The organism is Sulfolobus acidocaldarius SUSAZ (assembly GCA_000508305.1).
Classification (GTDB): domain Archaea; phylum Thermoproteota; class Thermoprotei_A; order Sulfolobales; family Sulfolobaceae; genus Sulfolobus; species Sulfolobus acidocaldarius_A.
The window spans coordinates 1,124,416-1,150,726 of sequence record CP006977.1 but is presented as its reverse complement, the minus strand read 5'-3'; the positions used below and the strand labels follow the sequence as shown (position 1 = coordinate 1,150,726).

30 protein-coding genes and 1 tRNA gene are annotated in these 26,311 nt (G+C 34.9%); 12 read left to right on the top strand and 19 right to left on the bottom strand.

The genetic code is table 11. The features are described from left to right. Nucleotides 1-52 precede the first annotated feature (52 nt). The 4 genes from SUSAZ_06630 to SUSAZ_06615 are packed head-to-tail and all read right to left on the bottom strand — an operon-like array spanning nucleotide 53 to nucleotide 2,657. A complete protein-coding gene (locus SUSAZ_06630; GenBank protein AHC51647.1) occupies nucleotides 53-427 on the bottom strand; it encodes a hypothetical protein in 375 nt (124 codons plus the stop codon). 4 nt (nucleotides 428-431) lie between these two features. Further along, nucleotides 432-1,178: a carboxylate-amine ligase gene (locus tag SUSAZ_06625; protein AHC51646.1), complete on the bottom strand. Its 747-nt coding sequence runs from the start codon at nucleotides 1,176-1,178 to the stop codon at nucleotides 432-434. Then, nucleotides 1,178-1,594, bottom strand: coding sequence for a glycine cleavage system protein H (locus SUSAZ_06620; protein ID AHC51645.1), 417 nt, complete (start codon nucleotides 1,592-1,594; stop codon nucleotides 1,178-1,180). The genes SUSAZ_06625 and SUSAZ_06620 overlap by 1 nt, the downstream gene beginning before the upstream one ends. Before the next feature lie 7 nt (nucleotides 1,595-1,601). After that, a complete protein-coding gene (locus SUSAZ_06615) occupies nucleotides 1,602-2,657 on the bottom strand; it encodes a glycine cleavage system protein T (protein ID AHC51644.1) in 1,056 nt (351 codons plus the stop codon). A 40-nt stretch (nucleotides 2,658-2,697) separates the two neighbouring features. Here SUSAZ_06615 and SUSAZ_06610 point away from each other — a divergent pair, with 40 nt between their 5' ends. Both SUSAZ_06610 and SUSAZ_06605 read left to right on the top strand, forming a co-directional pair. Further along, on the top strand, nucleotides 2,698-4,041 hold the full coding sequence (locus SUSAZ_06610) for a glycine dehydrogenase subunit 1 (protein AHC51643.1): 1,344 nt from the start codon (nucleotides 2,698-2,700) through the stop codon (nucleotides 4,039-4,041). A gap of 1 nt (nucleotide 4,042) precedes the next feature. Continuing rightward, nucleotides 4,043-5,560 carry a glycine dehydrogenase subunit 2 gene (locus tag SUSAZ_06605; protein ID AHC51642.1) on the top strand — a complete coding sequence of 506 codons (1,518 nt, stop codon included), beginning with the start codon at nucleotides 4,043-4,045 and terminating at the stop codon, nucleotides 5,558-5,560. On the opposite strand, the gene SUSAZ_06600 is transcribed toward SUSAZ_06605, so the two are convergent. The 3 genes from SUSAZ_06600 to SUSAZ_06590 are packed head-to-tail and all read right to left on the bottom strand — an operon-like array spanning nucleotide 5,552 to nucleotide 6,573. Further along, entirely contained in the window at nucleotides 5,552-5,965 is a 414-nt protein-coding gene (locus SUSAZ_06600) for a peptidase S26 (GenBank protein AHC51641.1), read from the bottom strand. The two genes, SUSAZ_06605 and SUSAZ_06600, sit on opposite strands and share 9 nt — an antisense overlap. Continuing rightward, nucleotides 5,952-6,269: a Chromatin protein Cren7 gene (locus SUSAZ_06595; GenBank protein AHC51640.1), complete on the bottom strand. Its 318-nt coding sequence runs from the start codon at nucleotides 6,267-6,269 to the stop codon at nucleotides 5,952-5,954. The genes SUSAZ_06600 and SUSAZ_06595 overlap by 14 nt, the downstream gene beginning before the upstream one ends. Further along, entirely contained in the window at nucleotides 6,262-6,573 is a 312-nt protein-coding gene (locus SUSAZ_06590; protein AHC51639.1) for a hypothetical protein, read from the bottom strand. The genes SUSAZ_06595 and SUSAZ_06590 overlap by 8 nt, the downstream gene beginning before the upstream one ends. Nucleotides 6,574-6,611: 38 nt before the next feature. On the opposite strand from SUSAZ_06590, the gene eno reads away from it, so the two are divergent. Continuing rightward, a complete protein-coding gene (eno, locus tag SUSAZ_06585; protein AHC51638.1) occupies nucleotides 6,612-7,862 on the top strand; it encodes an enolase in 1,251 nt (416 codons plus the stop codon). Here the strand turns inward: eno and SUSAZ_06580 are convergent. After that, nucleotides 7,859-8,107, bottom strand: coding sequence for a hypothetical protein (locus SUSAZ_06580; GenBank protein ID AHC51637.1), 249 nt, complete (start codon nucleotides 8,105-8,107; stop codon nucleotides 7,859-7,861). The two genes, eno and SUSAZ_06580, sit on opposite strands and share 4 nt — an antisense overlap. 165 nt (nucleotides 8,108-8,272) lie before the next feature. Here SUSAZ_06580 and SUSAZ_06575 point away from each other — a divergent pair, with 165 nt between their 5' ends. Genes SUSAZ_06575 through SUSAZ_06565 form a run of 3 tightly spaced genes read left to right on the top strand, consistent with a single transcriptional unit; the run spans nucleotide 8,273 to nucleotide 10,919 of the window. After that, nucleotides 8,273-8,989 (top strand): cell division protein, encoded by a 717-nt coding sequence (locus SUSAZ_06575; protein AHC51636.1) that lies wholly within the window; start codon nucleotides 8,273-8,275, stop codon nucleotides 8,987-8,989. A 17-nt stretch (nucleotides 8,990-9,006) separates the two neighbouring features. After that, on the top strand, nucleotides 9,007-9,792 hold the full coding sequence (locus SUSAZ_06570) for a cell division protein (GenBank protein AHC51635.1): 786 nt from the start codon (nucleotides 9,007-9,009) through the stop codon (nucleotides 9,790-9,792). Between the two features lie 2 nt (nucleotides 9,793-9,794). Beyond that, entirely contained in the window at nucleotides 9,795-10,919 is a 1,125-nt protein-coding gene (locus SUSAZ_06565) for an ATPase AAA (protein ID AHC51634.1), read from the top strand. Between the two features lie 55 nt (nucleotides 10,920-10,974). Here the strand turns inward: SUSAZ_06565 and SUSAZ_06560 are convergent, their stop codons facing one another. The 8 genes from SUSAZ_06560 to SUSAZ_06525 form a co-directional block, all read right to left on the bottom strand. Continuing rightward, a complete protein-coding gene (locus SUSAZ_06560) occupies nucleotides 10,975-12,981 on the bottom strand; it encodes a DNA topoisomerase I (protein AHC51633.1) in 2,007 nt (668 codons plus the stop codon). Between the two features lie 6 nt (nucleotides 12,982-12,987). Beyond that, nucleotides 12,988-13,257, bottom strand: a complete 270-nt coding sequence (locus tag SUSAZ_06555) for a DNA-directed RNA polymerase subunit K (GenBank protein ID AHC51632.1) — start codon at nucleotides 13,255-13,257, stop codon at nucleotides 12,988-12,990. Between the two features lie 32 nt (nucleotides 13,258-13,289). Beyond that, nucleotides 13,290-14,405: a hydrogenase expression protein HypE gene (locus tag SUSAZ_06550; protein AHC51631.1), complete on the bottom strand. Its 1,116-nt coding sequence runs from the start codon at nucleotides 14,403-14,405 to the stop codon at nucleotides 13,290-13,292. Nucleotide 14,406: 1 nt separating this feature from the next. Continuing rightward, nucleotides 14,407-15,339 (bottom strand): 3-phosphoglycerate dehydrogenase, encoded by a 933-nt coding sequence (locus SUSAZ_06545; protein AHC51630.1) that lies wholly within the window; start codon nucleotides 15,337-15,339, stop codon nucleotides 14,407-14,409. Between the two features lie 204 nt (nucleotides 15,340-15,543). Then, nucleotides 15,544-16,155, bottom strand: coding sequence for a DNA lyase (locus SUSAZ_06540; protein AHC51629.1), 612 nt, complete (start codon nucleotides 16,153-16,155; stop codon nucleotides 15,544-15,546). Then, nucleotides 16,097-16,630 carry a hypothetical protein gene (locus SUSAZ_06535; protein AHC52529.1) on the bottom strand — a complete coding sequence of 178 codons (534 nt, stop codon included), beginning with the start codon at nucleotides 16,628-16,630 and terminating at the stop codon, nucleotides 16,097-16,099. The genes SUSAZ_06540 and SUSAZ_06535 overlap by 59 nt, the downstream gene beginning before the upstream one ends. 166 nt (nucleotides 16,631-16,796) lie before the next feature. Continuing rightward, nucleotides 16,797-16,891: transfer RNA gene (locus tag SUSAZ_06530), tRNA-Met, on the bottom strand. A gap of 145 nt (nucleotides 16,892-17,036) precedes the next feature. Beyond that, nucleotides 17,037-17,876, bottom strand: coding sequence for a hypothetical protein (locus tag SUSAZ_06525; protein ID AHC52528.1), 840 nt, complete (start codon nucleotides 17,874-17,876; stop codon nucleotides 17,037-17,039). Between the two features lie 112 nt (nucleotides 17,877-17,988). Between SUSAZ_06525 and SUSAZ_06520 the strand changes: the two genes are divergently transcribed. From SUSAZ_06520 to SUSAZ_06495, 6 genes are all read left to right on the top strand, one after another. Beyond that, nucleotides 17,989-18,381: an S-adenosylmethionine decarboxylase gene (locus SUSAZ_06520; GenBank protein ID AHC51628.1), complete on the top strand. Its 393-nt coding sequence runs from the start codon at nucleotides 17,989-17,991 to the stop codon at nucleotides 18,379-18,381. A 150-nt stretch (nucleotides 18,382-18,531) separates the two neighbouring features. Next, nucleotides 18,532-19,578: a hypothetical protein gene (locus tag SUSAZ_06515; GenBank protein AHC51627.1), complete on the top strand. Its 1,047-nt coding sequence runs from the start codon at nucleotides 18,532-18,534 to the stop codon at nucleotides 19,576-19,578. After that, the gene (locus SUSAZ_06510; GenBank protein ID AHC51626.1) at nucleotides 19,578-20,672 is read left to right on the top strand and encodes an acetyl-CoA synthetase; all 1,095 of its coding nucleotides are present in this window, start codon (nucleotides 19,578-19,580) and stop codon (nucleotides 20,670-20,672) included. The genes SUSAZ_06515 and SUSAZ_06510 overlap by 1 nt, the downstream gene beginning before the upstream one ends. Before the next feature lie 5 nt (nucleotides 20,673-20,677). After that, complete coding sequence (locus SUSAZ_06505) at nucleotides 20,678-21,091, top strand: DNA-binding protein (protein ID AHC51625.1); 414 nt, start codon at nucleotides 20,678-20,680, stop codon at nucleotides 21,089-21,091. Further along, complete coding sequence (locus tag SUSAZ_06500; protein ID AHC51624.1) at nucleotides 21,075-22,310, top strand: 3-hydroxy-3-methylglutaryl-CoA reductase; 1,236 nt, start codon at nucleotides 21,075-21,077, stop codon at nucleotides 22,308-22,310. Before SUSAZ_06505 ends, SUSAZ_06500 begins: the two co-directional genes overlap by 17 nt. Before the next feature lie 25 nt (nucleotides 22,311-22,335). After that, nucleotides 22,336-23,637 (top strand): serine hydroxymethyltransferase, encoded by a 1,302-nt coding sequence (locus tag SUSAZ_06495; GenBank protein AHC51623.1) that lies wholly within the window; start codon nucleotides 22,336-22,338, stop codon nucleotides 23,635-23,637. On the opposite strand, the gene SUSAZ_06490 is transcribed toward SUSAZ_06495, so the two are convergent. Genes SUSAZ_06490 through SUSAZ_06480 form a run of 3 tightly spaced genes read right to left on the bottom strand, consistent with a single transcriptional unit; the run spans nucleotide 23,630 to nucleotide 26,299 of the window. Then, entirely contained in the window at nucleotides 23,630-24,037 is a 408-nt protein-coding gene (locus tag SUSAZ_06490) for a universal stress protein A (GenBank protein AHC51622.1), read from the bottom strand. The genes SUSAZ_06495 and SUSAZ_06490 overlap by 8 nt on opposite strands. Further along, a complete protein-coding gene (locus SUSAZ_06485; protein AHC51621.1) occupies nucleotides 24,034-25,065 on the bottom strand; it encodes a glyceraldehyde-3-phosphate dehydrogenase in 1,032 nt (343 codons plus the stop codon). The genes SUSAZ_06490 and SUSAZ_06485 overlap by 4 nt, the downstream gene beginning before the upstream one ends. Continuing rightward, a complete protein-coding gene (locus tag SUSAZ_06480) occupies nucleotides 25,052-26,299 on the bottom strand; it encodes a phosphoglycerate kinase (protein AHC51620.1) in 1,248 nt (415 codons plus the stop codon). Before SUSAZ_06480 ends, SUSAZ_06485 begins: the two co-directional genes overlap by 14 nt. Nucleotides 26,300-26,311: the final 12 nt, after the last annotated feature.

Here is a 26,311-nt window from a genome sequence, read left to right as displayed (position 1 = left end):
ATTTTAACACAGTTTATAAAAATCTTTCTAAGTATTATTAAGAGTATGAAAATTATCTATGCTTTTTCAAAGTAACTATAATAAGCCATTTTTCTCTTCTTATGTTAGCTGTACCTGGGTCAATGTCTGGTGGTAATCTTATCCTCAGAAAGTATCTTCCACCAGATTTGGTCATACACTCTACTCTCATCATATCTTTAACTACATCAACTTTTAGACTCTGTAAGTCTGCTTTTGGTATATCAATTATATATTCATATTCATCCATTAATTCTCTCATTGTGTACAAGGGCTCTCTGGAGAACCCTATACTTTCTTCTACTTCCTTGATTTCTTTCTCGATCTCTCTCCTTATCTTCTTTAGTCTCTCTTCTTCTTTCTTTATCAAGTTATTAATTAAGTCCTCTAAATCTTTAAAAACTGGCATAATCTCACGCGTATGTCATCGGTCTACCTGTTGCGTACTTTGGTAATTCCTCTCTAGTCTGAGACATAAGTCCCCTAATTCTCTCTCTAACTTCCTCAGCCTCTTTAAGTAGTTCTTCTGTATCCAAGGGGAAACCAATGTATTTTGACAAGATAGATAAAGCTATTGCGGAAGCTTCTGGATCTGGCAAATCCATAAAAGATTCGACGACTATTATTATATTATTTAACTTTTCCCTTTGGGAATAGGATAATATGGGAGCATAAGGACCTGCTATATATCCTTCACCAAACTTTTTCGACAATCCCATTTTTTCTATCTCTTCAGTTACTTGTTGATTATTTCCTATTACAAATGAATTTAGTGTAGTTGCAGATAATCTGTTCTCTACTGGTATGCCTGTTATGGAAATTATGTTATTTATCCCATACTTCTTTGCGAAGTCGATCAAAGTTTTAGCTATCTGGTTAATCACTGAGAAAGGTAATGCTATATATGAGTGAAATACTATCATGTTTTTACCATTATGATAAAACTTCAATGGTGATTTAGCTATTCCGTCTCTTACATGCATTATCGGTGGTAAAATATCAGGTGCATGAATAGTAGCAAATTCACTTAATCCTAATTTTTTAACAAGGAATTCAGTAGCAATTGTACCTACTAATCCAGCATCGGGTAATCCAACAATAAGGTAAGAAGGTCTTGTTAACTGTGGTATATAATCCTCTAATATTTCTATATTACTCATCAAATTCCCTCTCTTTGTTTTATCGAAATAATGTATTGTTCGAAATTTAGTAATTTAGATACCTCTTTCTCATCTTTTATCTTTAGTTTGAATATCCATCCCCTACCATAAGGATCCTTATTAATTGTCTCAGGGGAACTCTGTAATTCCTTATTTACTTCTAGCACACTACCGGAGAGAGGCGAGAATATATCTGCAGCAGCCTTAACAGATTCCACAACAGCAACTTGTTCTCCTATAATTACTTCTCTACCCACTTGTGGTAGTTCTATTCCTACTATATCCTTAAGTTTCTTCTGAGCATAATCTGTTATTCCAACTGTTGCAATGTTCCCGTTGATTAATATCCACTCATCGGTCTCGGTGTAATGCCTATCTTTAAGAATCAGATATTTACCATCGATTACTACACTCATTAAAGTTTCACCTCGTATTAATAAGAGGGAAATCGGAAATTTTTGCTTTTACTTGTTTCCCTCTAATATCTATTGCAAGCTCATAACCTATGTAAGCGTACTCAGGTTTTATGTACCCCATTCCAATAACCCTGTTTAAATAAGGACTGAATGTGCTACTTGTTACGTATCCGACATCCCTTGAGCCTAAGGGAGACTTTATCTTATAATCTTTTCGAGGAAGAAGTCTATCATCTTTCTTAAGTTTGAATCCTAATCTTATTCTATTAACACCATTCTCTATATGTTCCATTATTTTTTCTTTACCTATGAAATCCTTATCGAGTGAAAACACCCAATATCTTGCTTCCACTGGTGTAATGTTAGAATCTATGTCCTCTCCGTACAATACATACCCCATTTCTTGCCTCAAACTATCTCTAGCTATTAATCCTGCCGGTTTTATACCAAGTTTCAATAATTTCTGAATTATCGAAGTTAGTGTGTTGGCATCAGCCCAAACTTCTAAGCCATCTTCTCCTGTCCACCCTGATCTACTTAGTAAAAATACGTTTTCCCCAAGAAACTTGGTATTTAAAATAAACTCTAGTGGTTTAACCTCAGCTTTTTCTATGAAATTCCAGACGTTCCTTCCCTGAATTGCAAGCATACCATATTTAAATGTCAGATCTTCAACATTCAATCCAGAATTTTTTCCTATCCAATTAGTTATTTTCTCACGATTTATAGCATTAGTTACGATTAAGAATTCATTTTCTGATACCTTATAAATCATTACATCATCTTCGAATCCTCCCTTGTCATTAAGAAATGCTGTTGGTCCAATTATTGAATTTGGTTTGTTTTTAGAAATTTCTTTGGAGACAAGTAATTCCAGTTCATTTTGGTTTCCTGAAACTTTAAGTCTACCCATATGGGATATGTCAAAGAATGCTACTGATCTTCTTACTAGAAGATGTTCGTCTTGATAACTAGTATATTTCATAGGCATTTTCCAGTTTGCGAATTCTCCTATATCTGCATTTAGTTTTGTCTCAATATCCAAAAGTGGTGAACTAAACATTATTAACCATCTGGTATATAATGTGAGAATGACCTTAAATATGGAAATGCATCCTTGGTTACCTAACTTAAAGTATACCGAGGAAATGCTTAAGGAAATAGGCGTTAATGACATTATGAATTTATTTTCTGACGTTCCTCAAGATTTGATACTTAAAAGGAAACTTAACATACCTTATGATAAACCTCTTTCCGAATACGAGATTTCCCAAAGGCTTAATGAACTGAAGAAGAAAAATCTAGAACTCAAATACCCTCCTTTTATAGGAGGGGGTCTATGCCCTCACTATATACCTGAGGCTGTAAAGTTCATTATGTCTAGATCGGAGTTTTATACTGCTTATACTCCGTATCAGCCTGAAATCTCTCAAGGTCTTCTGCAGGCAATTTATGAGTATCAAAGCCTTATGGCTGAATTATTAGAAATGGAGTTTGTAAATGCATCAATGTACGATTGGGCTAGTGCTATAGCAGAAGCTGTTCTGATGGCACATAGAATAAATCGGAGAAAGAGTGTGCTTTTGCCTTCAAATATGAATCCTTATCATAGAGAGGTAGTAAAGACATGGGTTTACGGTAAAGGTATCAAAATAAATGAATTGCCTATAAATTCTACATCTGGTCAAATAGATATTGAAAAATTAGAACAAATTAACACAGACGATGTATCTGCTATTTATATTCAGCAACCTAATTTTTACGGAATTTTTGAGGAAAACATAGAATATATAGTGGATTTCGCAAAGAAGAAAAATATAATAACTATTATGGGGGTGTCTCCATTATCTCTTGGTTTAATTAAGCCCCCAGGGGAATATGGTATTGACATAGCAGTAGGTGATGGACAAGAAATTGGATTACCACTAAACTATGGAGGTCCGCTTATGGGCATTTTTGCTGTAAGGTGGGACTCTCAACTAGTGAGACAAATGCCTGGTAGGATTGTTGGTTTAACAAAAGATGAAAAAGGGAATAGGGCTTTCACATTAATATTGCAAACAAGAGAACAGTTTACAAGAAGGGAGAAAGCCACATCAAATATAACTACAAATGAAACACTTATGGCAATAGGTTCAGCGGTCTATCTTTCGTTATTAGGTAAACATGGTCTAAGGGATCTAGCAGAAGAAATATATGTAAGAAGTCACTACGCCAAAAAGAAATTCGAGGAACTCGGTTTTAAATCTCCATATTCAGGGGAGATCTTTGAAGAATTTGTAATACAATTTCCTAAGAATTATAATTTGATCCATTCGAGTCTCTTAAATAAAGGAATACACGGGGGTTTACAGTTAAATGATTATTGTGCGTTATTTTGCTTTACTGAAGTCCATACAAGGGTTATGATTGATGAGCTAGTCAAAAATATAGCGGAGGTGGTTTGATGTGTGGAGACAAGCAAAGTGGGATGAACCATTAATAACTGAATATAAGGGTAATGGGAGAGTAGGAACTTTAATTCCTCATGATGATAGTTTAAGAAAAGAAATAACCTTAAACATTCCTGAAAATCTAAAGAGGAGAAATGAGCCTAATCTACCTTCCATTAGTGAGTTAGAGGCTGTAAGGCACTACATAAGATTATCCCAAATGAGTTTCGGTGTAGATACAGGATTTGTACCCCTGGGTTCCTGCACAATGAAATATAATCCAAAAGTCGAAGAGAAGATAAGCGACGTCGTTTCAGGTTTACATCCCTTGCAGGATTCTGAGACTGTCCAAGGAATCCTAGAGATCATTTATGAAATGCAACTTATGTTAGCTGAAATAACAGGGACTGATATATGTAGTTTGCAAGTACCGGCTGGTTCAGCAGGCGAGTTGGCTGGCGTTCTGATGATAAAGAAGTATCATGAATTAAAGGAGAGGTTTAGTAGAGACGAAATGTTAGTTGCAGATACTGCACATGGAACTAACCCAGCAAGTGCTGCGATGGCTGGTTATAAGGTAATCTATATTAGATCTAATAAAGAGGGGTTAGTGGATATTGATTTATTAAGAGAGGTAGTAGGAGAGAAAACAGCTGGATTTATGCTCACTAATCCAAATACTTTAGGTCTTTTCGAAGAAAATATAGTAGAAATAGCTAAGTTGCTTCATAATGTAGATGCCAAGTTATACTATGATGGAGCTAATATGAATGGAATATTGGGTCTAGTGAGACCAGGAGACATGGGTTTTGATATAGTTCATCTTAATCTTCATAAAACATTTGCAGTTCCACATGGAGGAGGAGGACCAGGTGCAGGTGCTATATGTGCTAAAGGAGATATGGTAGATTTTCTACCTTATCCAATAGTAGAAAAGAAAAATGGCAAATATGCCATAGATTACATTCCAAAGCACACTATAGGAAAGATTGCATCTTTTTATGGTAACATAGGAAATGTTGTAAGATCATATGTATACATTCTAGGACTTGGAGCTGAGGGATTGTCCATGATAGGAAAACTAAGTACCTTAGCAACTAATTATATTATTTCTAAGCTTAGAAATGTTAAAGGCTTAGATCTAATTGCTCCGTATAGACCAAGAAAACATGAGGTTGTATTTTCAGCAAAGGAGTTAGCGAGGGATAAGGGTGTGACAGCTTTCGATATAGCTAAAGCCTTAATTGATAGGGGTTTCTATGCACCAACAATATATTTTCCTCCAAATATAGAGGAATCTATTATGATTGAACCAACAGAGACTGAGCCTAAGGAAGTATTAGACTCTTTTGCAGAGGCTCTAACTGAGATAGTTAGAGAGGCTTACAACAATCCTAATAATGTAATCTCATCTCCTACCAATACTACTGTAGGTAGAATAGATCAAGTTACTGCAAATCATCCAAGCACAATAACTCCTACATACAGAGTTTATAGATTAAGACAAGAGGGTAAGGTAAAAAGTCTACAATGAAGAGAACAATATAGAAATGTAACCTAAGTAGGGTATACTTATTACAAACCCATTTACCTCAGCTACTTTTCCAATAACTAACGTTTTTGGAATTCCAGATTGAGGCTCTAAACCTATTTTATTATCTGGAAGGTAATTTGTTATGTTATCAACACCTTTTGTCACGTAAGAATTTCCATCAATATGTATCACCTGATGGATAACATAAGTACCAACAGTTGACTTATATATAATTATGTTTCCTACTGAGATATCAGATGGTGATACATAAAAAGTAAGGAATCCGTTTTGGAAAACTGGATACATGGATACTCCTTCAATACTGGCTGTCTGGACAATTCCAGAGAACAATACAACGTAAATTAGTATCACGACAAGTACTATTGCTACATCACTCTTCTTCATCTAAATCACTTATATCCAATTCTATAACTTCTCCCTCTCTTTTATCTTCTTTCTCCTCTCCTATAGTTTTCTTTCCTTTCTTTCCTTCAATTTCTACTGAGCTTCCACCAGCTTTTATCTTAGAAACTACTGCTTTCCATTTATGTCCACAATTACCGCATTCATATGATCCCATAACTGTAATTGTTATTCTTCCGTAGGCGTCTGGTAATGGAGATACCAATTGCCACGTCTTAACTGGTTTTTCAGCTTTTTTACCACAGTTAGGACAAACGTCTGCTTCAACTGCTTTCTTTCTAACCATGAATAGTATGTAGTGTTGTTAAGATATAAAATATTTGTATTATCACTGCTGAAAAAAGAAGTAGTGGAAATATGTACTTGTATTTATTTTTAAGAACAATAATATATCCAATTACATTGAATATAAGTAATAGAAAAACCTCAACTAAAGTTGAGTAAAAGAAATATCCCACCAGGAACGGTGCAGTTATCCAAGCTAGATAAAATCCTTTTACATTACTAATTTTTTCCCTTAAAATTACTTGATATATAGGCGTTAATATTCCATAAAATAATAATGGAAGCACAGCCTCCGAGACTAACATTTATTATCTTATCCAAAATATACACAAACAGACTTAAAATGAACGATAGGTTTAGAATAAGGAAATTAAAGGGTTATGAGATAATTGATTCTAGAGGCAATAGGACAATTAGAGTTAGAGTGGAAACGTATGACGGAATAGTAGGATTTGGTGATGCTCCTGCAGGTGCATCAAAAGGTGCAAATGAAGCCGTAGAGCTCAAGGATAAAAATGGGAGAGTGATTGATGCTGTAGAATTAGTAAATACTGTATTGAACGATTCTCTAAGAGATTATGATGTGAGAAGGCAAAGGGTTATAGATACAACGCTAATAAGGCTTGATGGTACACAAAATAAATCAAGAATTGGTGGTAATACTATGATAGCTACTTCTATAGCTGTTTTGAAAACCGCATCGAGAGCGTTAGGACAGGAGTACTTTGAATATATAGGAGGTCCCAGAGCCAAATACATTCCAATACCTCTTTTAAATATATTAAATGGTGGCCTTCACGCAGGAAATAATCTAAAGATTCAGGAATTTATCATAATTCCCAAGAATTTTGATAAGTTTACTGAAGCCATTCAAGCCTCCATTGAAGTATATAAAAGGCTAAAGGATTTAATCACTGAAAGATATGGAAAGATATATACAGCCTTAGGTGATGAAGGGGGATTCTCTCCTCCACTTGAAAAGACGATGGACGCATTAGATCTCGTTTATGCATCTATAAAAAGCCTAGGATATGAGGACAAGATTTTTATGGGTATGGACGCTGCAGCCTCTAATTTCTTTCATGAGTCTCACTATGAAATGGATGGTAAAAGGTATACTGCAGGTGAATTGATAGATTACTACAAGCAATTAGCGGATATGTATCCTTTGATGTATATTGAAGATCCCTTTGAGGAGAACGATTATGATTCGTTTTCTCAGTTGCAAAGTAAGCTGAAAAAAACTATTGTAACCGGTGACGATTTGTATGTGACAAATATAGAATATTTGAAGAAGGGAATAGAAAGAATGTCAAGTAAAGGTACCATAGTTAAGCCCAATCAAATTGGAACCATAACCGAAACTTTAGATTATATAGATTTCGCCAGAAGAAATGCTGTGAAGACAATTGTCAGCCACAGGAGCGGAGAGACTGAAGATTCCATAATAGCTGATCTTGCAGTAGGTACCCAAAGTGAGTTCATCAAAACTGGTGCTCCTTCAAGAGGAGAGAGAACAAGTAAGTATAACAGGTTAATAGAAATAGAGTTGGATTATGGATTAGAGTTTTACGGTAAAAATTTTTACCTTTAGGGTATTAGTACTCCAACGATTACTAAGAATACTGCTATCATTATCATAACTATGATGAATTGTTTAAAAGGCATGTTTGGAACTGCTTTAACTACCTTTATTGCTCCATAAATTAACCCAGCCAATATCATTATTGAAAGTATTGCTAAGCCTAGTATTATTAAGGCTGATGCTAAAGGCTCTCCATTGAAGTTAAATATACCTGATAATTGATTAGCAATATAGTGAAATGTTTCCAGGCTCATTAATTATTAGGTTCATCTTTAAATGTTTATAAGCTGATTAGCGTAATATTATGGGGCTAATGATGAGGGTTAAAAGCGCTTATTGATGATGAACCTCTACCTACTGAAGAGCCTAAATTCTTATAAATATAATCATCATAGCTGATAACTTTGAGGAGTAATACCATGGGCATTCCGGTTGAGGTATTAACAAAGTTCATAGGGCAAAAGGTAAAGGACGTTTATGGCCGTGATGCTGGAGTAATAGTTCATGTTTATACTGAAATTGATGGTACAATAACAGGTATTGAATTATTTAAAGGTGAAGAAATCAAGACATATTCTCCGAATAGCGTAAAAGTTGATGGAGATTCTGTAGTAATATTACCTGATTGGAAAACTGACTCTTTGAAAGTGTTAGGACAGATGGAGAAGATAAGGAAGAGACAAAGAGCGCTCGAGGAGTTATACTCTAGGCAAGAGATACCTAAAAGTACATATGAGGATATGAAGAGGAAGTTAGACAGTGAGTTACTAAAGATAAGAGATGAGCATTCAAGATTAAAGGGAAGATTAAAAGATAGATTAAACTCAATAGAGGACCAAGTTGCTCAAATTGATAGAGCTATGATTGCATTGAAGATAAATTACATATCGGGTGAAATACCAGAACTTGCATATAAAAATTCTATGGAAATTCTGAGGTTATCTAGGGATAGTTATGCATTGGAAAGAGACGATATAAAGAAAACTCTAGATAAACTTGACGGATTGGATAAGGAGGTAATAGAACTTAAGCCTTCTGCCTCATTAAACACGTCAACAGAACAGTCAAATAAGAACGAGGGTAATAAGTCTGAAGTGTCTGTTCCAATACCAGTAAGGGTAATAAATACTTTATGAAGAATTAGTGACATAGGATGTTTGATAAGTTATCGATAATTTTTAATAGCGATAGAAAGAGAAAGGTGCATTTGTCCAAAGCGATAACTGAAATATCTTTAAAATTAAAAGAGCAGCAGGATAGATTAGACGAAGCGATAAGGAGATTAAGGGAGAGAGACAAAGATCTCTTTGAGAAAGTCATTAGATCTCAAATTGAAGGAGATATAGCGAGAGCTACGATATATGCACAAGAGATCTCGGACATACGAAAAATGATTAAAATAATATATACTGCATATTTAGCCATAGAAAAGGTAAGATTAAAACTAGATACCGTCCAGGAGCTACAGGGAGTTTCTCTAGTGCTATTCCCAGTAATGCGTATATTGGGAGAATTAAAGGAGCAAGTTAGAGGTATAGCACCAGAAGTGGCTCTCGCTTTAGATTCAATAACAAGTAGCGTAAATAGTATAGCTATTGAAACTGGTGCATTAAGCGAAAAGACGTTTGTTCCAACAGTTTCTGACGAACAAGCGAAACAGATAATGGAAGAAGCTCAGAAGATGGCTGAAGTAAAAGTCAGAGAATTATTGCCAGAACTACCCCATCCACCTTCAGAGTTACCAAAGAGAGTAGCTAAACAAGTTCAGAGTAGCAATAAGAAGAGTTTATCAGAGGACATGATACTAAATTACATAAAGACTACTGGTGGATTTATTGATGTAGAGTATATAGCAAAGAATTTTGATGTCAGTAAAGAGGAAGTCTTTAATATGTTAAGAAAACTTGAAGAAAAAGGTCTAATTGTGCTTGAGGGTTAAGCATGTCTGCCCAAGTAATGCTTGAAGAGATGGCAAGAAAGTATGCTATAAATGCTGTAAAAGCCGACAAAGAGGGAAATGCTGAAGAGGCAATTACCAATTACAAGAAAGCGATCGAGGTATTAGCACAACTAGTTTCTCTATATAGGGACGGATCAACAGCTGCTATATATGAGCAAATGATTAATGAGTATAAAAGGCGAATAGAGGTTTTAAAGGAATTAATTCCTGCTGATGGTGCGGGTAATGGGAATGGCAAACATAGCCAAGTCTCTGTAGACGATTTAGTAATGAAGGAGAAACCTAAAGTAAGCTTTAATGACATCGTGGGTTTGGAAGACGTTAAAGAGGCTCTAAAAGAGGCTATTGTTTATCCTACAAGAAGACCAGACCTATTTCCTTTAGGATGGCCTAGAGGTATATTGGTTTATGGACCTCCAGGTTGTGGTAAAACGATGATCGCAGCTGCTGTAGCTAACGAGATTGACTCATATTTTATTCAAGTCGATGCAGCATCAGTGATGTCTAAGTGGCTAGGTGAGGCTGAAAAAAATGTAGCAAAAATATTCAACAGTGCTAGAGAATTGTCCAAGAAGGATGGTAAACCTGTGATAATATTCATAGACGAGATAGATGCATTACTTGGTACATATAATAGTGAAAATGGTGGGGAAGTTAGGGTAAGAAATCAATTCTTAAAAGAAATGGATGGTTTGCAGGACAAATCTGAGAATTTCAAGGTCTATGTTATAGGTGCAACCAATAAGCCTTGGAGACTAGATGAGCCGTTCTTAAGAAGATTTCAGAAGAGAATATACATACGCTTACCAGATGTTGAGCAAAGAAAGTCACTATTATTACACTATACTTCAAAGATAAAAATGGACAATTTTAATATAGATGAACTAGCTAAAATGACAGAAGGGTATACTGCAAGTGATATAAAAGACATAGTTCAAGCTGCCCATATAAGGGTAGTAAAGGAGATGTTCGACAAAAAATTAGAGCAACCTAGAGCTGTTAATATGGAGGACTTTAAGGAGATCCTTAAGATAAGGAAACCCAGTGTAAATTCAGAAGTAATCAAGGTATATGAGGCTTGGCACGAGAAGTATAAGGCTCTATAACAAATCAGTTACCCCAGGGTTCATATCATCAATCAAGATGGCATGACTCACATCATCAGTTATGGTATGTATTCAATACATCTCTTATAAATTTCCCTGCAGTGTTAAGCTTTTTAAGTTTTTTAATAATTGATTCTTCTGTTAGATCTGTCCTCTCCTTCCATATTTTTAAGTTATTTTTAAGAAGTTTTACTGCATTTAAGTGATATTTACATAGATTATCTTTATAGACTTCTAATTCACAATATTTACATTTTTTATACTCTAATAAACCTAGAATTTTTCCTATTTTAGTTCCAATATCGTTCTTTGAATTTTCAAATTCATTAATGTATCTCTCTATTAGTTTCTTAGTTTCCTCCACTACTTCGTTTTCAGAAAATTTTCCGCTAATAATTCCGTTTAATTTTTTCTCCATCTCCGATGTTAATCTCACATCCGTCAAGTCCTTAAAATAAGATGATAAAACATCAGTTACTACGATTCCGATGGGTGTGGGATAAGCGTATTTACCCTTACTCATTAAGTACTTTCTTTTGAATAGTGTCTCTATAATTCTACCTCTTGTAGCTTCAGTTCCTAAGTTATTCGACTCCATCCATTTAAGTAATTGAATCTTTGATACTTGTTGTGTATCAGGCTTTGTGACTTTCATTGAACTGTTAGCCCTTACAATACGCCCTTTATCTCCTTTTTTTACATCCAGAAGTTCCTCATCTGAGAACTTAGTGTATGGGTATAAGATTATCCAACCTTTATATATCAGGCTCTGTATGTTCAGTTTTAGTTCAATATCAACTTTAGGAATCCTTAAAGTTATTTCTTGTTTTCTAACTCTAGCATCTGTGGACATTGAAGCTAAAAATCGTCTCAAAATTAATTCATATAGTTTCAATTCCTTAGTATCCAAATTATAGGGTAACTCTCCAGTTGGATATATTGCAGGATGGGCTGGATCATCTTTTTCTCCTTGCCTTACTATATACTTTCCCTTGGTAATTTGAGACAATGTGTTTATCAGTGATCCGTATCTTTTTGATTTAGAGAGGGAGTCAATTATTTGATAAATATTTATAGAAGGTGGTATTTTTTGACTATTAGTTCTAGGATAGCTTATTAGTCCATTTAGGTACAGGTTCTCCGCAATTCTTTCAACTAAATATGGCGAATAACCAAAAAGTCTTCCAGCTTCTAGCTGTAAATCTGTTAAATTAAATGGTGGTGGTCTATAAATTACAGCATCTTTTAACTCTATGTTAGTTACTACGACTTCGCCTACCTTTTTTATTTCCTCTAAGTATTGTTTTGCTTCGTTCTTATTCTCGAAAGTTTTCGGTATTGTTATCTTAAATTCTTTATTTTTTAAATTAATGGTTAAATTAATTGAATAGTATGGTAAAGGAACAAATAATTCTCTCTTTAGTGTATTGTTTATTACATGTATTAATGTCGGGCTCTGAACTCTGCCAGCACTTAGGATTACTCTTTTTCGTGTAACTATATATACACTTTTCATAAGGGCTCTACTTACGTTAATGCCCCACAACCAATCTACTTTATGTCTCGCTATACCTGCGTGAATCATGTCATAGTCTAAAGGTTTTAAGTTTCTGAAAGAGTTTAATATATCTTCTTTAGTCAGAGTAGAAAATTTTGCTCTCTTAGCTCTTTTTATATCACCTAAAAAATTTATTATTAGATAACCTATCAGTGATCCTTCTATATCGTAATCGCATGCATTGATAAACTCCTGCGCATCTTTAGAGAGAGATTTAATTAAATCGTAATATTTCTTTGTATATCTAGCTGAAGGATCTATTTGCCATAAAGGTTTCCATTCTGTTCCATATACAGGAAATGAGGAATTGCCATATAAGTTGAACAAATGACCTGCAGCTGGTGATATTATGTAATATTTAGAGGAGTAATTTACAATCCAGAAGTTGACGTAGAATTTTTTACAATACGAATAGTTATTTGACAACGCTTCTGCGATTTTTCTTGCTGCCTTACTTTTTTCAGCAATTATAAGTGTGTAGTTTTTTGGAGTTTTGCATGACATTTGTATTTATCTGTTCTCTATTTTTCTTACACTTATAAGTTCAACCTGCCCGTTGGGATAAATTCTCCTTATAGTTATCGGAAGAACTCCTCTTTTTAATTCCTCCTCCGCTATACTTATTACGTCATCAGATTTTAGGTTAGAAGTATCTATTAGTGGTAAGGCTCCCATAGATAATTGTAATGCGCGCGCACTTATTATTCTTGCAATTTCATATTTTGTTAATTTATTTTTCCAATTTTCTTTAAATATTTCGTTAATCTTGTCTATTGTCATACATGCTACATATTAAACTTCAGGAAAAAAGATTAACTCCATTCAATCTCTTCTCTTAATTCTTCTGGAAGTTTACATTCTAATGGAGGTTCTTTTTCATATTGGCTGTGAAACATTCTTGCTGTTATTCCTATTAGCTTCATAACTGCTCTATCATCCACTATACCTAAAAGACCTATTCTAACAACTTTATCTCTAAGTTCTCCCATACCTCCCGCTATTTCGACATTAAACTCCTTTAATTTAGCTCTATAATCCTTTATAGGTGGAATTGCAGCGACAACTGTATTAGAAAAGTTATTCTCGTTACCTAATAGACTGAAACCAAAGTAGGATAAAGCGTCTCTTACATACTTTGTACAAGCTTCATGTCTTTTCCATCTTCGTTCTACTCCTTCTAACTCAAGTAATTCTGCAGCTCTTAACGTAGCGTTAAATACTCCTGTTGCAGGGGTAAACGGTGTTTCGTATTTGTCTTGAAACTTCAAATGTAATGATACGTCTAAATATGTTGGCAAATCTTCATTCACTATTTCGTTTAAGCCATCTCTAGACACCGCTACAAAGCCCAATCCAGGTACCGATGCTAGAGCTTTTTGACTACCAGTTGCAACAGCATCAATTTTCCATTCATTAACCATTAATTGATAAGCAGCAAAGCCAGATACAGAGTCTACTATTAGTCTTAATCCCTTGTTTTTAATGAACCTACTTATTTCCTCTAAGTTTCTCAGTGCAATTCCTGTACTAGTCTCATTATGCACTAGTGCTACTGTGGTAACATCTTTATTTTCTTCTATAATCTGTTTTACTTCTTCCAATGAAAAGGAGTGTCCCATAGGTTTATCATACAGTCTTAATGTTGCTCCCCTTCTCTTTATGGACTCTGCAAGTCTTCGTCCAAACTCGCCATAAGAAAGTGCTAGTATTTTTTCACCTCTTTTAGTAAATGAATAAACCATAGCTTCAACTGCAAGTGTGCCCGAACCTGTAAGAAGAGCTACTCTCTCAGAAGAGAAATGTTTAATCATAAGTTTTTCAAGTCTATTAACTATATCTTTGAATTTATTCCCTCGATGGTCTATTACTAGGCTAGTTGCAGCTAGAACACTTTTTGGAACCTCTACAGGTCCCGGTATTAATAACATTTTAAATCAACCTCATCTCTTTCATTACGTTTATCAGATTTTGTGCGGTAACTTCTGCCACTCTATCTTGAGCTTCTTTGGTCTGTGCTCCAATGTGAGGGGTGACTATTACTCTCTCGTGTCTAAGTAATTCGTGCTCCCATTCTTCTTTAGGAGGCTCATTCCAGAATACGTCGGTAGCATATGCAAATATTTTTCCCTTTCTGATAAATTCAAGTAATATCTTTCCGTTTACCACAGCTGCTCTACTGGTGTTAACTATAATAACGTTGTTTTTCATTTTCTCAAATTGTTCCTTATCTAAAATATACTTTGTTTCTTTACCCACAGTCACATGAAGTGTTATTATATCGGCTCTTGGTAACATATCATCTAACGTACAAGGTTCTGCTCCCACTTTCAGAGCTCGCTCCTTAATATCAAGTATATCATAAGCTAGTACTTTCATTCCGAGAGCGTTGGCAACGGTAGCGACTTTACTTCCGATCCTTCCAAACCCGATAATTCCTATTGTCTTGCCAGCAAGCTCTACTCCTTCAACTTTCTTGAATACACCTGATTTTGCTAAATTTATAGCGTTATATAAGTTTCTTGCTGCTGCTATCATTAGTCCTATTGTTAATTCTGCAGCAGAATCAGTAGATGTACCTGGTGCGTATACAACTCTTATATTTCTTTTTTCAGCTTCTTCAGTATCTATATTATCTATTCCTATGCCTGCCCTTGCAATTACTTTTAATTTTTTACCTTTCTCTATTAATTCTTTATCTATTCTAGTTCTACTTCTTACTACTATCACATCATAATCATAGATTATTTTTTGTAATTCCTCTTTTGATATATCGGGTCTATAATCTATTTTGATATTATATTTTGTTAATTTATTTATGAGAATTTCACTTATAGGGTCTGTTATTAGTATCTTGACTTGCATAGTCTTCCCACCCATTCAAGAATTATCAAAGAGTGTTTAACATGATGAGATTGATGATGAACAAGAAACAGAGGATACAAGTAAAAATAAATCTATAAGAGAATTTTCAACTTTTAATTCAACTGCAAGACGATTGAAATTTTCACGTCTTAGCATTTTTGTTTCACAACTAATCATTTATACTCCTTTTTATACTTTTTTGTTCTATTTTACGATAGTATTAGTTTGTTTGAAAAATATAAATAAATCCAACAAACCCACTTGAACATTAAGATTATTTGCAATGCTTCTAAGTAAACTTTCTGCTAGTAAGTATTCCCTCCTACTTTTCAGTTTTATAGGTATTCCTAAGTTGTTAATAAACCTAAGAATATGTCTATCTATTATTGCAAGATCCAGATAACCGACGTTTCTTAAAAAATGGCTAGCCTCTTTATAGCCTATACCATATATATGGGTTGCAATAAACTCTCTTGCTTGCATTTGGTCTTTGTCTGCTATTTCTTTAATAGTTTTCTTAACCTTACCATAAAGGTTCTTTGCTTGGTAAAGGTATTTAGCTTTTAAGTTATAAAATCTGTATCCAGATTCCTGAAGAAGAACAGATATTTCTTTCTCGTCCATATATAATATTTTATCAAATATATAGTTCATTGATTTGTAAGCTGAGATAAATGAAGAATTAGACGTTAATATACATAGTACTAGTTCTCTAAACCATACCTCTTCGTCTGCTTTGTTATTTAGCAGGAATTCTTCAGCTCTTTCTAGTACTCTTGCCCTTAATTTTTCGTTTAGAACTAGACTTCTTAGCACTTTTCTTTCTCTTCTTTTTCTTGCTGGTTTTTTTCTTAACTTTTTGGTTTGTCACTACTTCTGCTCTATCGTTCTCACTCTTTGAAATTATTTTAGTCTGATTTTTCTCAAATTCTAACACAACAAAAGGTTTGTCGAATTCATTAGTAATATAAAAACCTATTAATACGTAATCCTTATCGAAAAATGTTACGTATTCAAACGTAATATTTTCAGAGTTAACTTCTTTTGGTACACCAATTCTTAGCACTTTAAGGGGCTCAGGTAATGCGTATTTACTTTTTAGCCCGTTTACTACTCTTAGCCCATTATTACTAACGATATATACTATCAAATTTTCACGTTCAATATTTTCCAATTCTTCTTCCTTTCTATACTCTATTTGTTCTTCCTGAACCTTTATCACTTTAATTCCAATAAGACCTGGAACAATGGTAATCTCTTCTGGTTTATAATATGTCACAGTAGCCTTCAACTTGAATTCAGCATTTATTAGATCGGGCAGAATATTAAATAATTTCTTCTAATGCTTTAAGGTATGAATAAGCAATTAAACTTACTCATGTAATTTTCTATGTCTATCAGCAATTTTTGCCTTAACATATATGATGTGAAACTAGAAATACTGAAAAATTCTCTAATGCCGCCGCGGGGATTTGAACCCCGGACAACCGGATATCCCAGATTTATATCACCGTATGAGTCCGGCGCTCTAACCAGGCTGAGCTACGGCGGCGATTTTATTTTAGAATATCATGCTTATAAACTTTTATCGTTAATCTGACTAATAATCACGTAAGGCAAATTTAGGGATTTTGATAGGCTAATTAGGCTTTCTTTAATTATGTTCTTGGTTAAAAGGTAAAAATAAAGGTTAATATTTACCCTAATTCCAGATCCTCGAAATAAAAGTAATAAGTACCTGAGTCGTTATAAAGATATACCGAAATATTATACTTCTCAGATGTCGACTGATACGATAATGGAAATGATACAGTAGAAATTTGATTAGGATTTAAGGTTATTTGTGTCTGATTAACTAGAATATTATTAGCATAAACCTTAACAGTGTATTCACCAGGCTGTATTTTTAATAGACTTTCATTAAGGAAGAAGGAATCGACTCTAATTACGGTGTTATTCTTAACATAATAGGTAACATAAAGCGGACTTTGCATAATTCCATAGGCAATTCCTCTTATTGGTTTAATACTAGCATTTGTAGTACTTGAATAAGCTGATGAAGGAGTCTGAAAACGGCTAGCTAATTGTTCATATGTGAACAGCTGGGAAGCTAAGGTACTATTTGGCTTATATTGTAATACATAATTAAAACTACCAGTTCCATATATTCCTACATCGGTTATCTGATAGCTGACAGGAATAGTAACTGTTACAAAAGCTCCTTCAGAAGAGTGTGATTGCAGTGATAATGTTACACTTTTTTGAAAGTTCTTGTATACGTAATGTGAAAAGTTATTACTTTGACTTAAGGTGGCTGCCTGGACGTAGAGGGTCATATTCAGTGTGGTGGAGAATAACCCATTATTTACCCCATTAATATAGAAAACGTACGTTAGGTTTCCTGTGTTGTAGTTAAGACTAAAACTATAAATCTCCGGATAAACTACTATATCTCTGTTCTGGGTATAGAAGAGTACTCCTATAGATACTAAAACGAGTATGACTATTCCAAGTGCAATAAGGTATTTATTAGCCATCAAGAGCCATATTACATTCTCGTATATTAGTTTATTTCAAAGGATAACAGGAATAGTTTACTTTATATATCTCATTCTGTACATGTGGTGATGGAGGGTAATAGAAAAGGAGATGTCACAACAACTTTCTTCTCAAACCCCCTCTAATCAGGATAGAATAGTAGGTAAGCATGTTTTCGGAAACTTATATGATATCGATGATAAATTGCTCATGGATAAGGATCTGCTAGAAGGACTAGTTTTAGAAGCTGTTAAAATAGCTAAAATGAACCTAGTAGAGATAAAGTCATGGAGTTTCGGTGGTAAGAAGGGCGGTGTATCTGTAATAGCCCTAGTAGAGGAAAGTCATATCGCCTTACATACATGGAATGAGTATAAGTATGCAACACTAGACGTCTATACATGCGGAGTTGACAGTAATCCTCAAGCTGCCTTTGAGTTTATTGTATCTAATTTAAAACCTAAACGTCATCAAATGTTTTTCGCAGATAGAAGTTCAGAGTGAGCTGAGTTGATCATCGATCTCTTTTTTTAATTTCATCATCTACCTATTTGTAACTAATTTCCCTAATTAGTTTTTCGACAATTGACTATATAGGTTTCAACAAGTGTCGAAAATTTTATATGCGTTAATAAGTGTTATAATAAGGATAGTATGCGAAGCGGTATTGTAGGATGGGGCGCATATATTCCTAGGTATAGAATAAATGTAAACGAAATAGCTAATTTATGGGGATTAGAAAGTCAGGTTGTTAAAAACCTAGGTCTCTCAGAAAAAGCAGTTCCGGATGTTGATGAAGATTCAACAACAATGGCATGGGAGTCATCAAAGAATGCTTTGAGAAGGGCAAATATCGATCCTTCTCAGATAGGCGTTGTTTTATTCGGATCCGAGTCTAAAGTATATGCAGTAAAACCTACTGCAACAATTCTTATAGACGCATTAGGAGTGACTAATGATAGTTTAGGTGCAGATATGGAATTTGCCTGTAGGGGAGCATCAGCTGCGTTGAGACTAGTTGGCGGTATGGTTGAAGCTTCTAAAATAAAATATGGCTTGGTGATAGGGAGTGACACAGCACAGTCTAATCCTGGTGATGTACTGGAGTTAAGTTCTGCTGCTGCATCTGTATCATATATTGTCGGTCCAGAGAATGAGGCTGGAGCAGTTATAGAGGCAGCTGTTTCATATACCTCAGATACACCAGACTTCTGGAGAAGAGATGGTATGCCTTATCCAGTGCATGGCGAGGGATTTACTGGAGAACCAGCATATTTCGATCATATATTGTCAGCTGTTAACTTGTTGTTCAGAGAAAATGGCTACAAGATATCTGATTTTGATTACTTCGTTTTCCATCAACCTAACGGCAAGTTTCCTCTTCAAGTAGCTAGAAAGTTAGAAATTAGTATGGATAAAGTTAAAGATGGTTTAGTTTCTCCCTATATAGGAAATCCCTATAATGCCTCAGCTTTATTGGGTTTGGCTAAGGTTCTTGACATGGCCAAACCAGGTCAGAGGATTCTTGTTGCACCCTTCGGTAGTGGTGCAGGCAGCGATGCTTTCAGCATATTAGTTACAGATAAGATTCTAGAAAAGCAAAAATTAGCACCAACGGTTAATTATTATATTGAAAGAAAAGTGCTTGTTCCATATTCTACATATGCAAAGACGACCGGTAAATATAAGGTGTATGAATAGTGGTATCAATAGTTGGTTGTGGACTAACTAAGCTAGATAGATATTATGAGCTTTCTGAAAAGGATCTTGTTTCTGAGGCTTATAAACAACTAATTACAAAGATTAAGGAGTATGACCAGCCAGATATTGTAATAGTATCCAGTGGATATATAGATGTATTAGGGAAAAATATTCTTTCATCTTACAAGATATCATCTGGTTTAGGTCTTCAAAATACAAAGGTTATGAGAATTGAGAACGGAGATAATGGCGGTGCATCGATATTCACCGCTTACTCGTTTATTAAATCAGGAGTTGCAAAAAAAGTGTTACTTATTGGAATAGAGAAATTCTCTGATTATCCGTCCAAATATGTAAATGAATATCTTTCATATAATCTAGATAACGATTATACGTACCACGTTGGAATAACCCCTCATGCATATAGTGCATTATTAATGAAGAAATACATGAAGAAATACAACGTAGATTATGAGTATTTTACTAAATGGCCTATAAAGATGCATCAAAACGCATCAGAGAATCCTTTAGCTTATTTGAAATTTAAAGTAGACAAAAACACGGTGGTTAATTCTCAAATAGTTTCAGATCCATTAAGAATATTTGATGTAGGTGCCAGAGCTGATGGTGCCTCAGTAGTCCTAGTAACTGCAGATGAAGTAGCAAAGAGATATTTTGACTCTCCCGTAAAGATTGATGGAATAGTAGGAAATATAGGAGCTATGAATCTGTCTGACCCTTCATTACCATCAGTAGCTAAAGCTAGAAACGAGTTAGGGGATTTGCCAAAGAGGGATGTTGTATACGAAATTCACGACTCTTATAGTATTATGGCTGCATTAGAAATTGAAGAGCTCAAGTTAGCAGAGAGAGGAAAAGGTTTAGATGTTGTTGATTCTCTTGACATTAACCTTAGTGGTGGATTAAAGGCACGTGGCTATATCGGTGGTGGAACTGCAATATATCAGTTAGGGGAGGTATTCCTTCATTTAACAAATCAGTTTAAGGGTAAGAGTGCAAACGCTGAAAAAGGAATAATTCTTTCAAATGATGATCTGGGAAATACTTCTTATTTAGCTGTTCTAAGTAGGTGATTTGGATGAAAATTAGTCCTTCAACAAGCTGGAGACTAAAAGATACTTTATATAGATTAGCTCTAGGTAAATGTAAAAAATGTGGGAATATAAAATTCCCTTACCAGAAGATATGTGAAGTTTGTGGTTCTTTGGATGTAGAAAAAATATTTAGCAAAGGTACTGGTTCCTTAGTTGATTACACTATATTATATCAAGCAAGAGACGGATTTGAAAAACAATCTCCGATGATAGTAGGTTTAGTCAGACTTGATGAAGGTGTGGACATTGTTGCACCTATTACTGATGCCGAACCTTCTAAGCTTAAAGAAGGTGTAAGAGTGGAAGCAGTATTTAGGAGAATGAGGAATGATTCATATAACGGTTTAATACAGTATGGTATTAAATTTAGAGTGGTATTGGATGCAGGAAACAATTGATAACATTGTAGACAAAGTTGTTAAAGGTCAACTACAATTTCATGAAATAGATAATTTGCTTGAAGCTAACGCGGCTATGGTTGCAAGAAGATTAGCAATAGAGAAACTGACAGGAGCTAAACTTCCATCTATAGGTTCTACAATTATAGATTATGCAGAAATAAGAAATAAAAATGCTGAAAATGTAATAGGGGCAGTTCAAGTCCCATTAGGGATTATAGGTCCACTAAAAATAGATGGTGAGTACACAAAAGGCGATTTTTATGTTCCATTAGCAACCACTGAGGGGGCATTAATTGCAAGTGTTAATAGAGGCGCGAAAGCAGTAACTCTAAGCGGAGGAACCAGAGTTAAGATATTTTATGATGGAATGACGAGAGCACCTATATTCAAATTAGATAGTATAAGAGATGTTGCAGAGTTTCTAGAGTGGGTAGATAAGAATAAGGAAAAATTAGAGCAAGTAGCAAATAGTACTACTTCTCATGGTAAATTATCTAAGATTGAACCACTGATCCTGGGTAATAATGTTTGGCTGAGGTTTGTTTTTAGTACCGGTGACGCTATGGGTATGAATATGGCTACTATTGCATCTGAGAAATTATGTGAATTCATAGAGAAAGAATTTGGGAAGGCAACTTGTTTAGCTGTAAGTGGTAATGTATGTAGCGATAAGAAACAATCAATGATTAACGCTTTGCATGGAAGAGGGAAAACAGTTGTTGCAGAGGCACTAATACCTGATAGCATAGTCAAATCAGCTCTTAAATCAGATAAACATCTGATTCATGAGGTTAACTTAAGAAAGAATTGGTTAGGTGGTGCTAGGGCTGGTAATATATTTCAGTATAACGCACACTTCGCAAATATTATAGCAGCAATATTTCTTGCAACAGGTCAAGATATAGCCCAAGTTGTTGAGAGTAGTATGGGATACACGTGGACTGAGGTTAGGGAAAACGGGCTTTATATCTCTATAACTTTAAACTCTCTAGAAGTGGGCACAGTTGGAGGAGGAACTAGATTGCCTACCCAGAGGGAAGCATTATCGATTATGGGAGTCTTAGGAAGTGGGAATCCTCCTGGTTCCAATGCTAGGAAGTTTGCCGAAATAGTTTCATCAGCTGTATTAGCTGGTGAGCTTAACCTGCTTTCAGCATTAGCTAATAAGGAACTAGGTAAAGCCCATGCAAAATTAGGCCGTGGTATGAAAGTTTAAAAACTTGTTATTACGTATTATTTTCATGGATAAAATTCCTGAGGAGTTAGAAAAGATTCTTCAGATCACAAGAGAACAGAATAGGTGGAGAAGGCTAGAGACTATAAATCTCATTCCTTCAGAGAATGTAATGAGTCCTCTAGCTGAGGCAGTTTATATGAGCGATTTTATGTATAGATACGCTGAAGGGAAACCTTTTAAAAGATATTATCAAGGTACTAAATACGCGGACGAAATTGAAGAATTGGCAATGAAGCTTGTTTCTGAAATATCCTCTTCTAAGTATGCAGACTTAAGAGCTGTTAGTGGAACAATAGCAAATGCAGGCGTTTTTAGGGTTCTTGCCGATTCAGGAGATAAGGCTGTAATTGCTCCTGTTCAGGCTGGTGCACATGTGAGTCATACAAGATTTGGTACATTAGGTGCATTGGGTATAGAGCAAATTGAAATGCCTTATGATCAAGAATCAATGAATGTGGACGTAGATAAAGCTATAAAACTTATTGAGGAGGTAAAACCTAAGTTTGTAACATTAGGCGGTAGTTTATATCTATTTCCGCATCCTATAAAAGAACTAGCTCCTCATGTCCATGCAGTAGGAGCTAAGCTTGTGTATGATTCAGCTCACGTATATGGACTCATTGTAGGTAAGGCTTGGCATAATCCCTTGGAAGAAGGCGCAGATGTCGTAACTGCATCTACTCATAAAACATTTCCTGGTCCTCAAGGCGGTCTCATAGTTACTAACGATGACTCTTTGTATAAGAAAGTGAGTGATACTATTTTCCCTTGGTTTGTCAGTAATCATCATCTTCATAGGTTGCCAAGTACTGCAATAACAGCATTAGAGATGAAGTATTTTGGAAAGGAATATGCCCAACAGATAGTGAAGAACGCTAAAGCATTGGCTGAAGCCTTAGCAGCAGAAGGATTTAAGGTAATAGGTGAACATTTAGGTTTTACTAAAAGCCACCAAGTAGCGATAGATGTAAGAAATTTGGGAGGAGGTGCTAAGGTAGCTAAGCTATTTGAGGAAGCTAATATTATAGCTAATAAGAACTTGCTCCCGTACGATCCACCTAGTGCAGTAAAAGATCCTAGTGGTGTAAGATTGGGAGTTCAGGAAATGACAAGATTTGGGATGAAAGAGGAAGAAATGAGAATTATAGCTAGGCTGATGAGAGAAGTAGCAATTGAAAATAAGGATGTCAAGGAAGTAAAGAAAAAAGTAACAGAGTTTAGAAAAGAGTTCTTAGAGGTAAAATATACATTTACTAATGTGGATTTGACAAAGTACTCCAGCAAGGTAATATCATTACTTATCTAACCAAAATAACTGTTGTTGGAGCATTTAAGGCAACTGAGACTGCAACCGAACCAACGTTTAATTCACTACTAATTGAGAGTCCTCTGGCACCCATGATTACTGCATCATAAGTCGATTCGTTTATATGTTTTAGAATTTCATTTGACACGCTACTTTCTTTGCTGGAATATTTCAGTACTTTAAAGTCATATACTATTCTTCCGTTAACTCTCTTTTTTATATGCTCTTCTACTTCTTTTTCATTGCAGTTTTCACATACATGTAATACAGTTACTTTTGAACCATACCTCATCGCGAAGTCTACAGCAAGATCCAGAGCTCTTAGACTATTTTCAGAACCATCAATAGGAACCAATATTCTTCTTAACCAAAAACTTACTATATAGGTGGGCTCAGTCATATTAGATACCCTTTACTTATTTTTAAGGTCTCATTTGTAAGTCTTATTGACTCATCACGACTCATAATATTTAATGACGCTCTTATTGCGTCAATATTTTCAGGGACTACTATAGACTCTTGATGCACTCCATACATCAGGAAGATTTCATTTCCGTTTGTGTATACAGAGTCTTCAAATATTATAGTCTCAGGGACATCGTTTCTATATCTACCAAGATCTCTTGCTATTTCCATTATCTCAGCTGTAGATTCAGCATCTGCTTTCTCGGTGTTAAGGAGCAAGATTCTTGGGGTATTAGATAAGATATTCAGTAAATCCTCTTTGGAAACTTTATTCCTTGTTGTGATGAATAGAGTATGTAGATGCATTAAGGTAGTGGGAGCAACCAGAGCGCTAGTTATTATGTCTATCCCCTTAAGTACTGTTAGAACATCTTTTGCATGATGACTAGGTATTCTCGCTGGATCAGCTACAATAGAATTTATAGGTCCCTTTTTTACTTCTTTGGGATCTGCAGCTCGTCTAACAATAGTTCCTCTGACTTTTTCTATCTTATCAAAATTATTTATAGTACAAAGCACTCTTAAAATTCCTGTCGTATTACAAGACACAACTCTAATGTAGTTTTTATTTATGGCATCATTATAGTTGCATAAGGCGGAAAATGAGACATCAGCTACATCCGATTTTTCTCCTCCCTGGAATATTGCTTTCTTTCCATATTCTTGATATATTTTCTTATAATTAGCTCCTACTCCTCCAGGCGTTGCATCAATTATTATATCTGAATCCTTAATCATATCTTCAATGCTTCCTGCTACATTAATTCCGCTATTCTGGAATTTCTGGATATTCTCTTTAGTTGTGTAAAGTTTGTATCCCTTTTTCATTGCTGTAAATGCTTCATAGTTTGGAGATGTTTTTGCAACACCAATCAGTTCCATATCTGGCTGTAATCTTATTGCATCCGCAACTCGCTTTCCTATTGTTCCATAACCATTTATTGCAACTTTAACTTTTACCACTTCTTACCACCCATGAAAGGTGTAATGACTCTAGTACTGGTAATTTCTCTCCGGCTAAGAATAAAAGTAATGCACCTCCACCTGTAGAAACGTGCACTTTATTTTCATTAATTTGTATGTTCTTATCGATCATGCTAATCATATGTCCTCCGCCTATGATTACATAACCTGGTCCTTCTACTGCGGAAGTTAATAAGGCTTTAGAACCACGTCTAAATCTCTCATCTTCAATTACGCCCATTGGTCCTCTCAGAACTACTACTTTAGATTCTTTGATGAATGAGGAATACATCTCTATAGTGGTATTTCCTATATCTTTGATGGTTCCCTTTAGATTGCTTGTTGGTTCTTCTAAGGTTTGGTTATTCTCCTGTTCAGTGACGAAATCTACTGGAATTTCTATGGGGGCTCCGCTAAGTAACATTTTTCTAGCTCTTGGTACTAGGCTTAATAGTCCTTTATTCTCTAGTACTTGCATGTTTTTCTTGCCGAGATTTATACCTTTAGCTACAGCGAAAAGCTCTGCTACTAGACCTCCTGTTAATATTCTATCAGCTACTCTGTTCTTGATCAGATTTTCTATAATTTTCAATGTATCATTTACCTTTCCTCCTCCCAACACGAATATTTTAGGAGAGTCCTCATAGTTGAATATCTTTGACAATGCAGAAACTTCTTTTTCCATTACTACACCTGCTGCAGAAGGGAGAACTAGTGGAAAACCTACTAAACTAGGTTGACTTCTATGAGCTGCAGAAAAAGCATCGTTTACATACGCATCGAAAAGAGGAGATAGTTTCTTTATCAAAAAACTTTTTGCGTGTTGTTGAGGTGGTGCTTCTATTAGTTCTTCAGACATTAATCGTATATTTTCTAGCATTATAACCCTTTTCTCATCTAGTTTTTTAATCTTTTCTACCGCATATGGACCTATTATGTCCTCTATGAATTCTATCTCTGTCCCTGTATATTTTGATAGTAGTAGAGAATGTTCTTTTAGTGATATAAAATCATCATCTCCAGGTCTTCCTTGATGTGAAATTAAAACAATTGAATTTCCTTTCTTTAGTAATTCTTTTATAGTTATTGAATGTGCCTTTATTCTAGAATCATCTAAAAGTTTTCCTGTATTTTTATCCACAGGTGAATTAACATCAATTCTTAGCAGTACCTTCTTGTTCTGTAAGTCTAAGTCATTTATACTAGGAATAACAAGATCTGAAACCTTAATCATACTATTCGTATT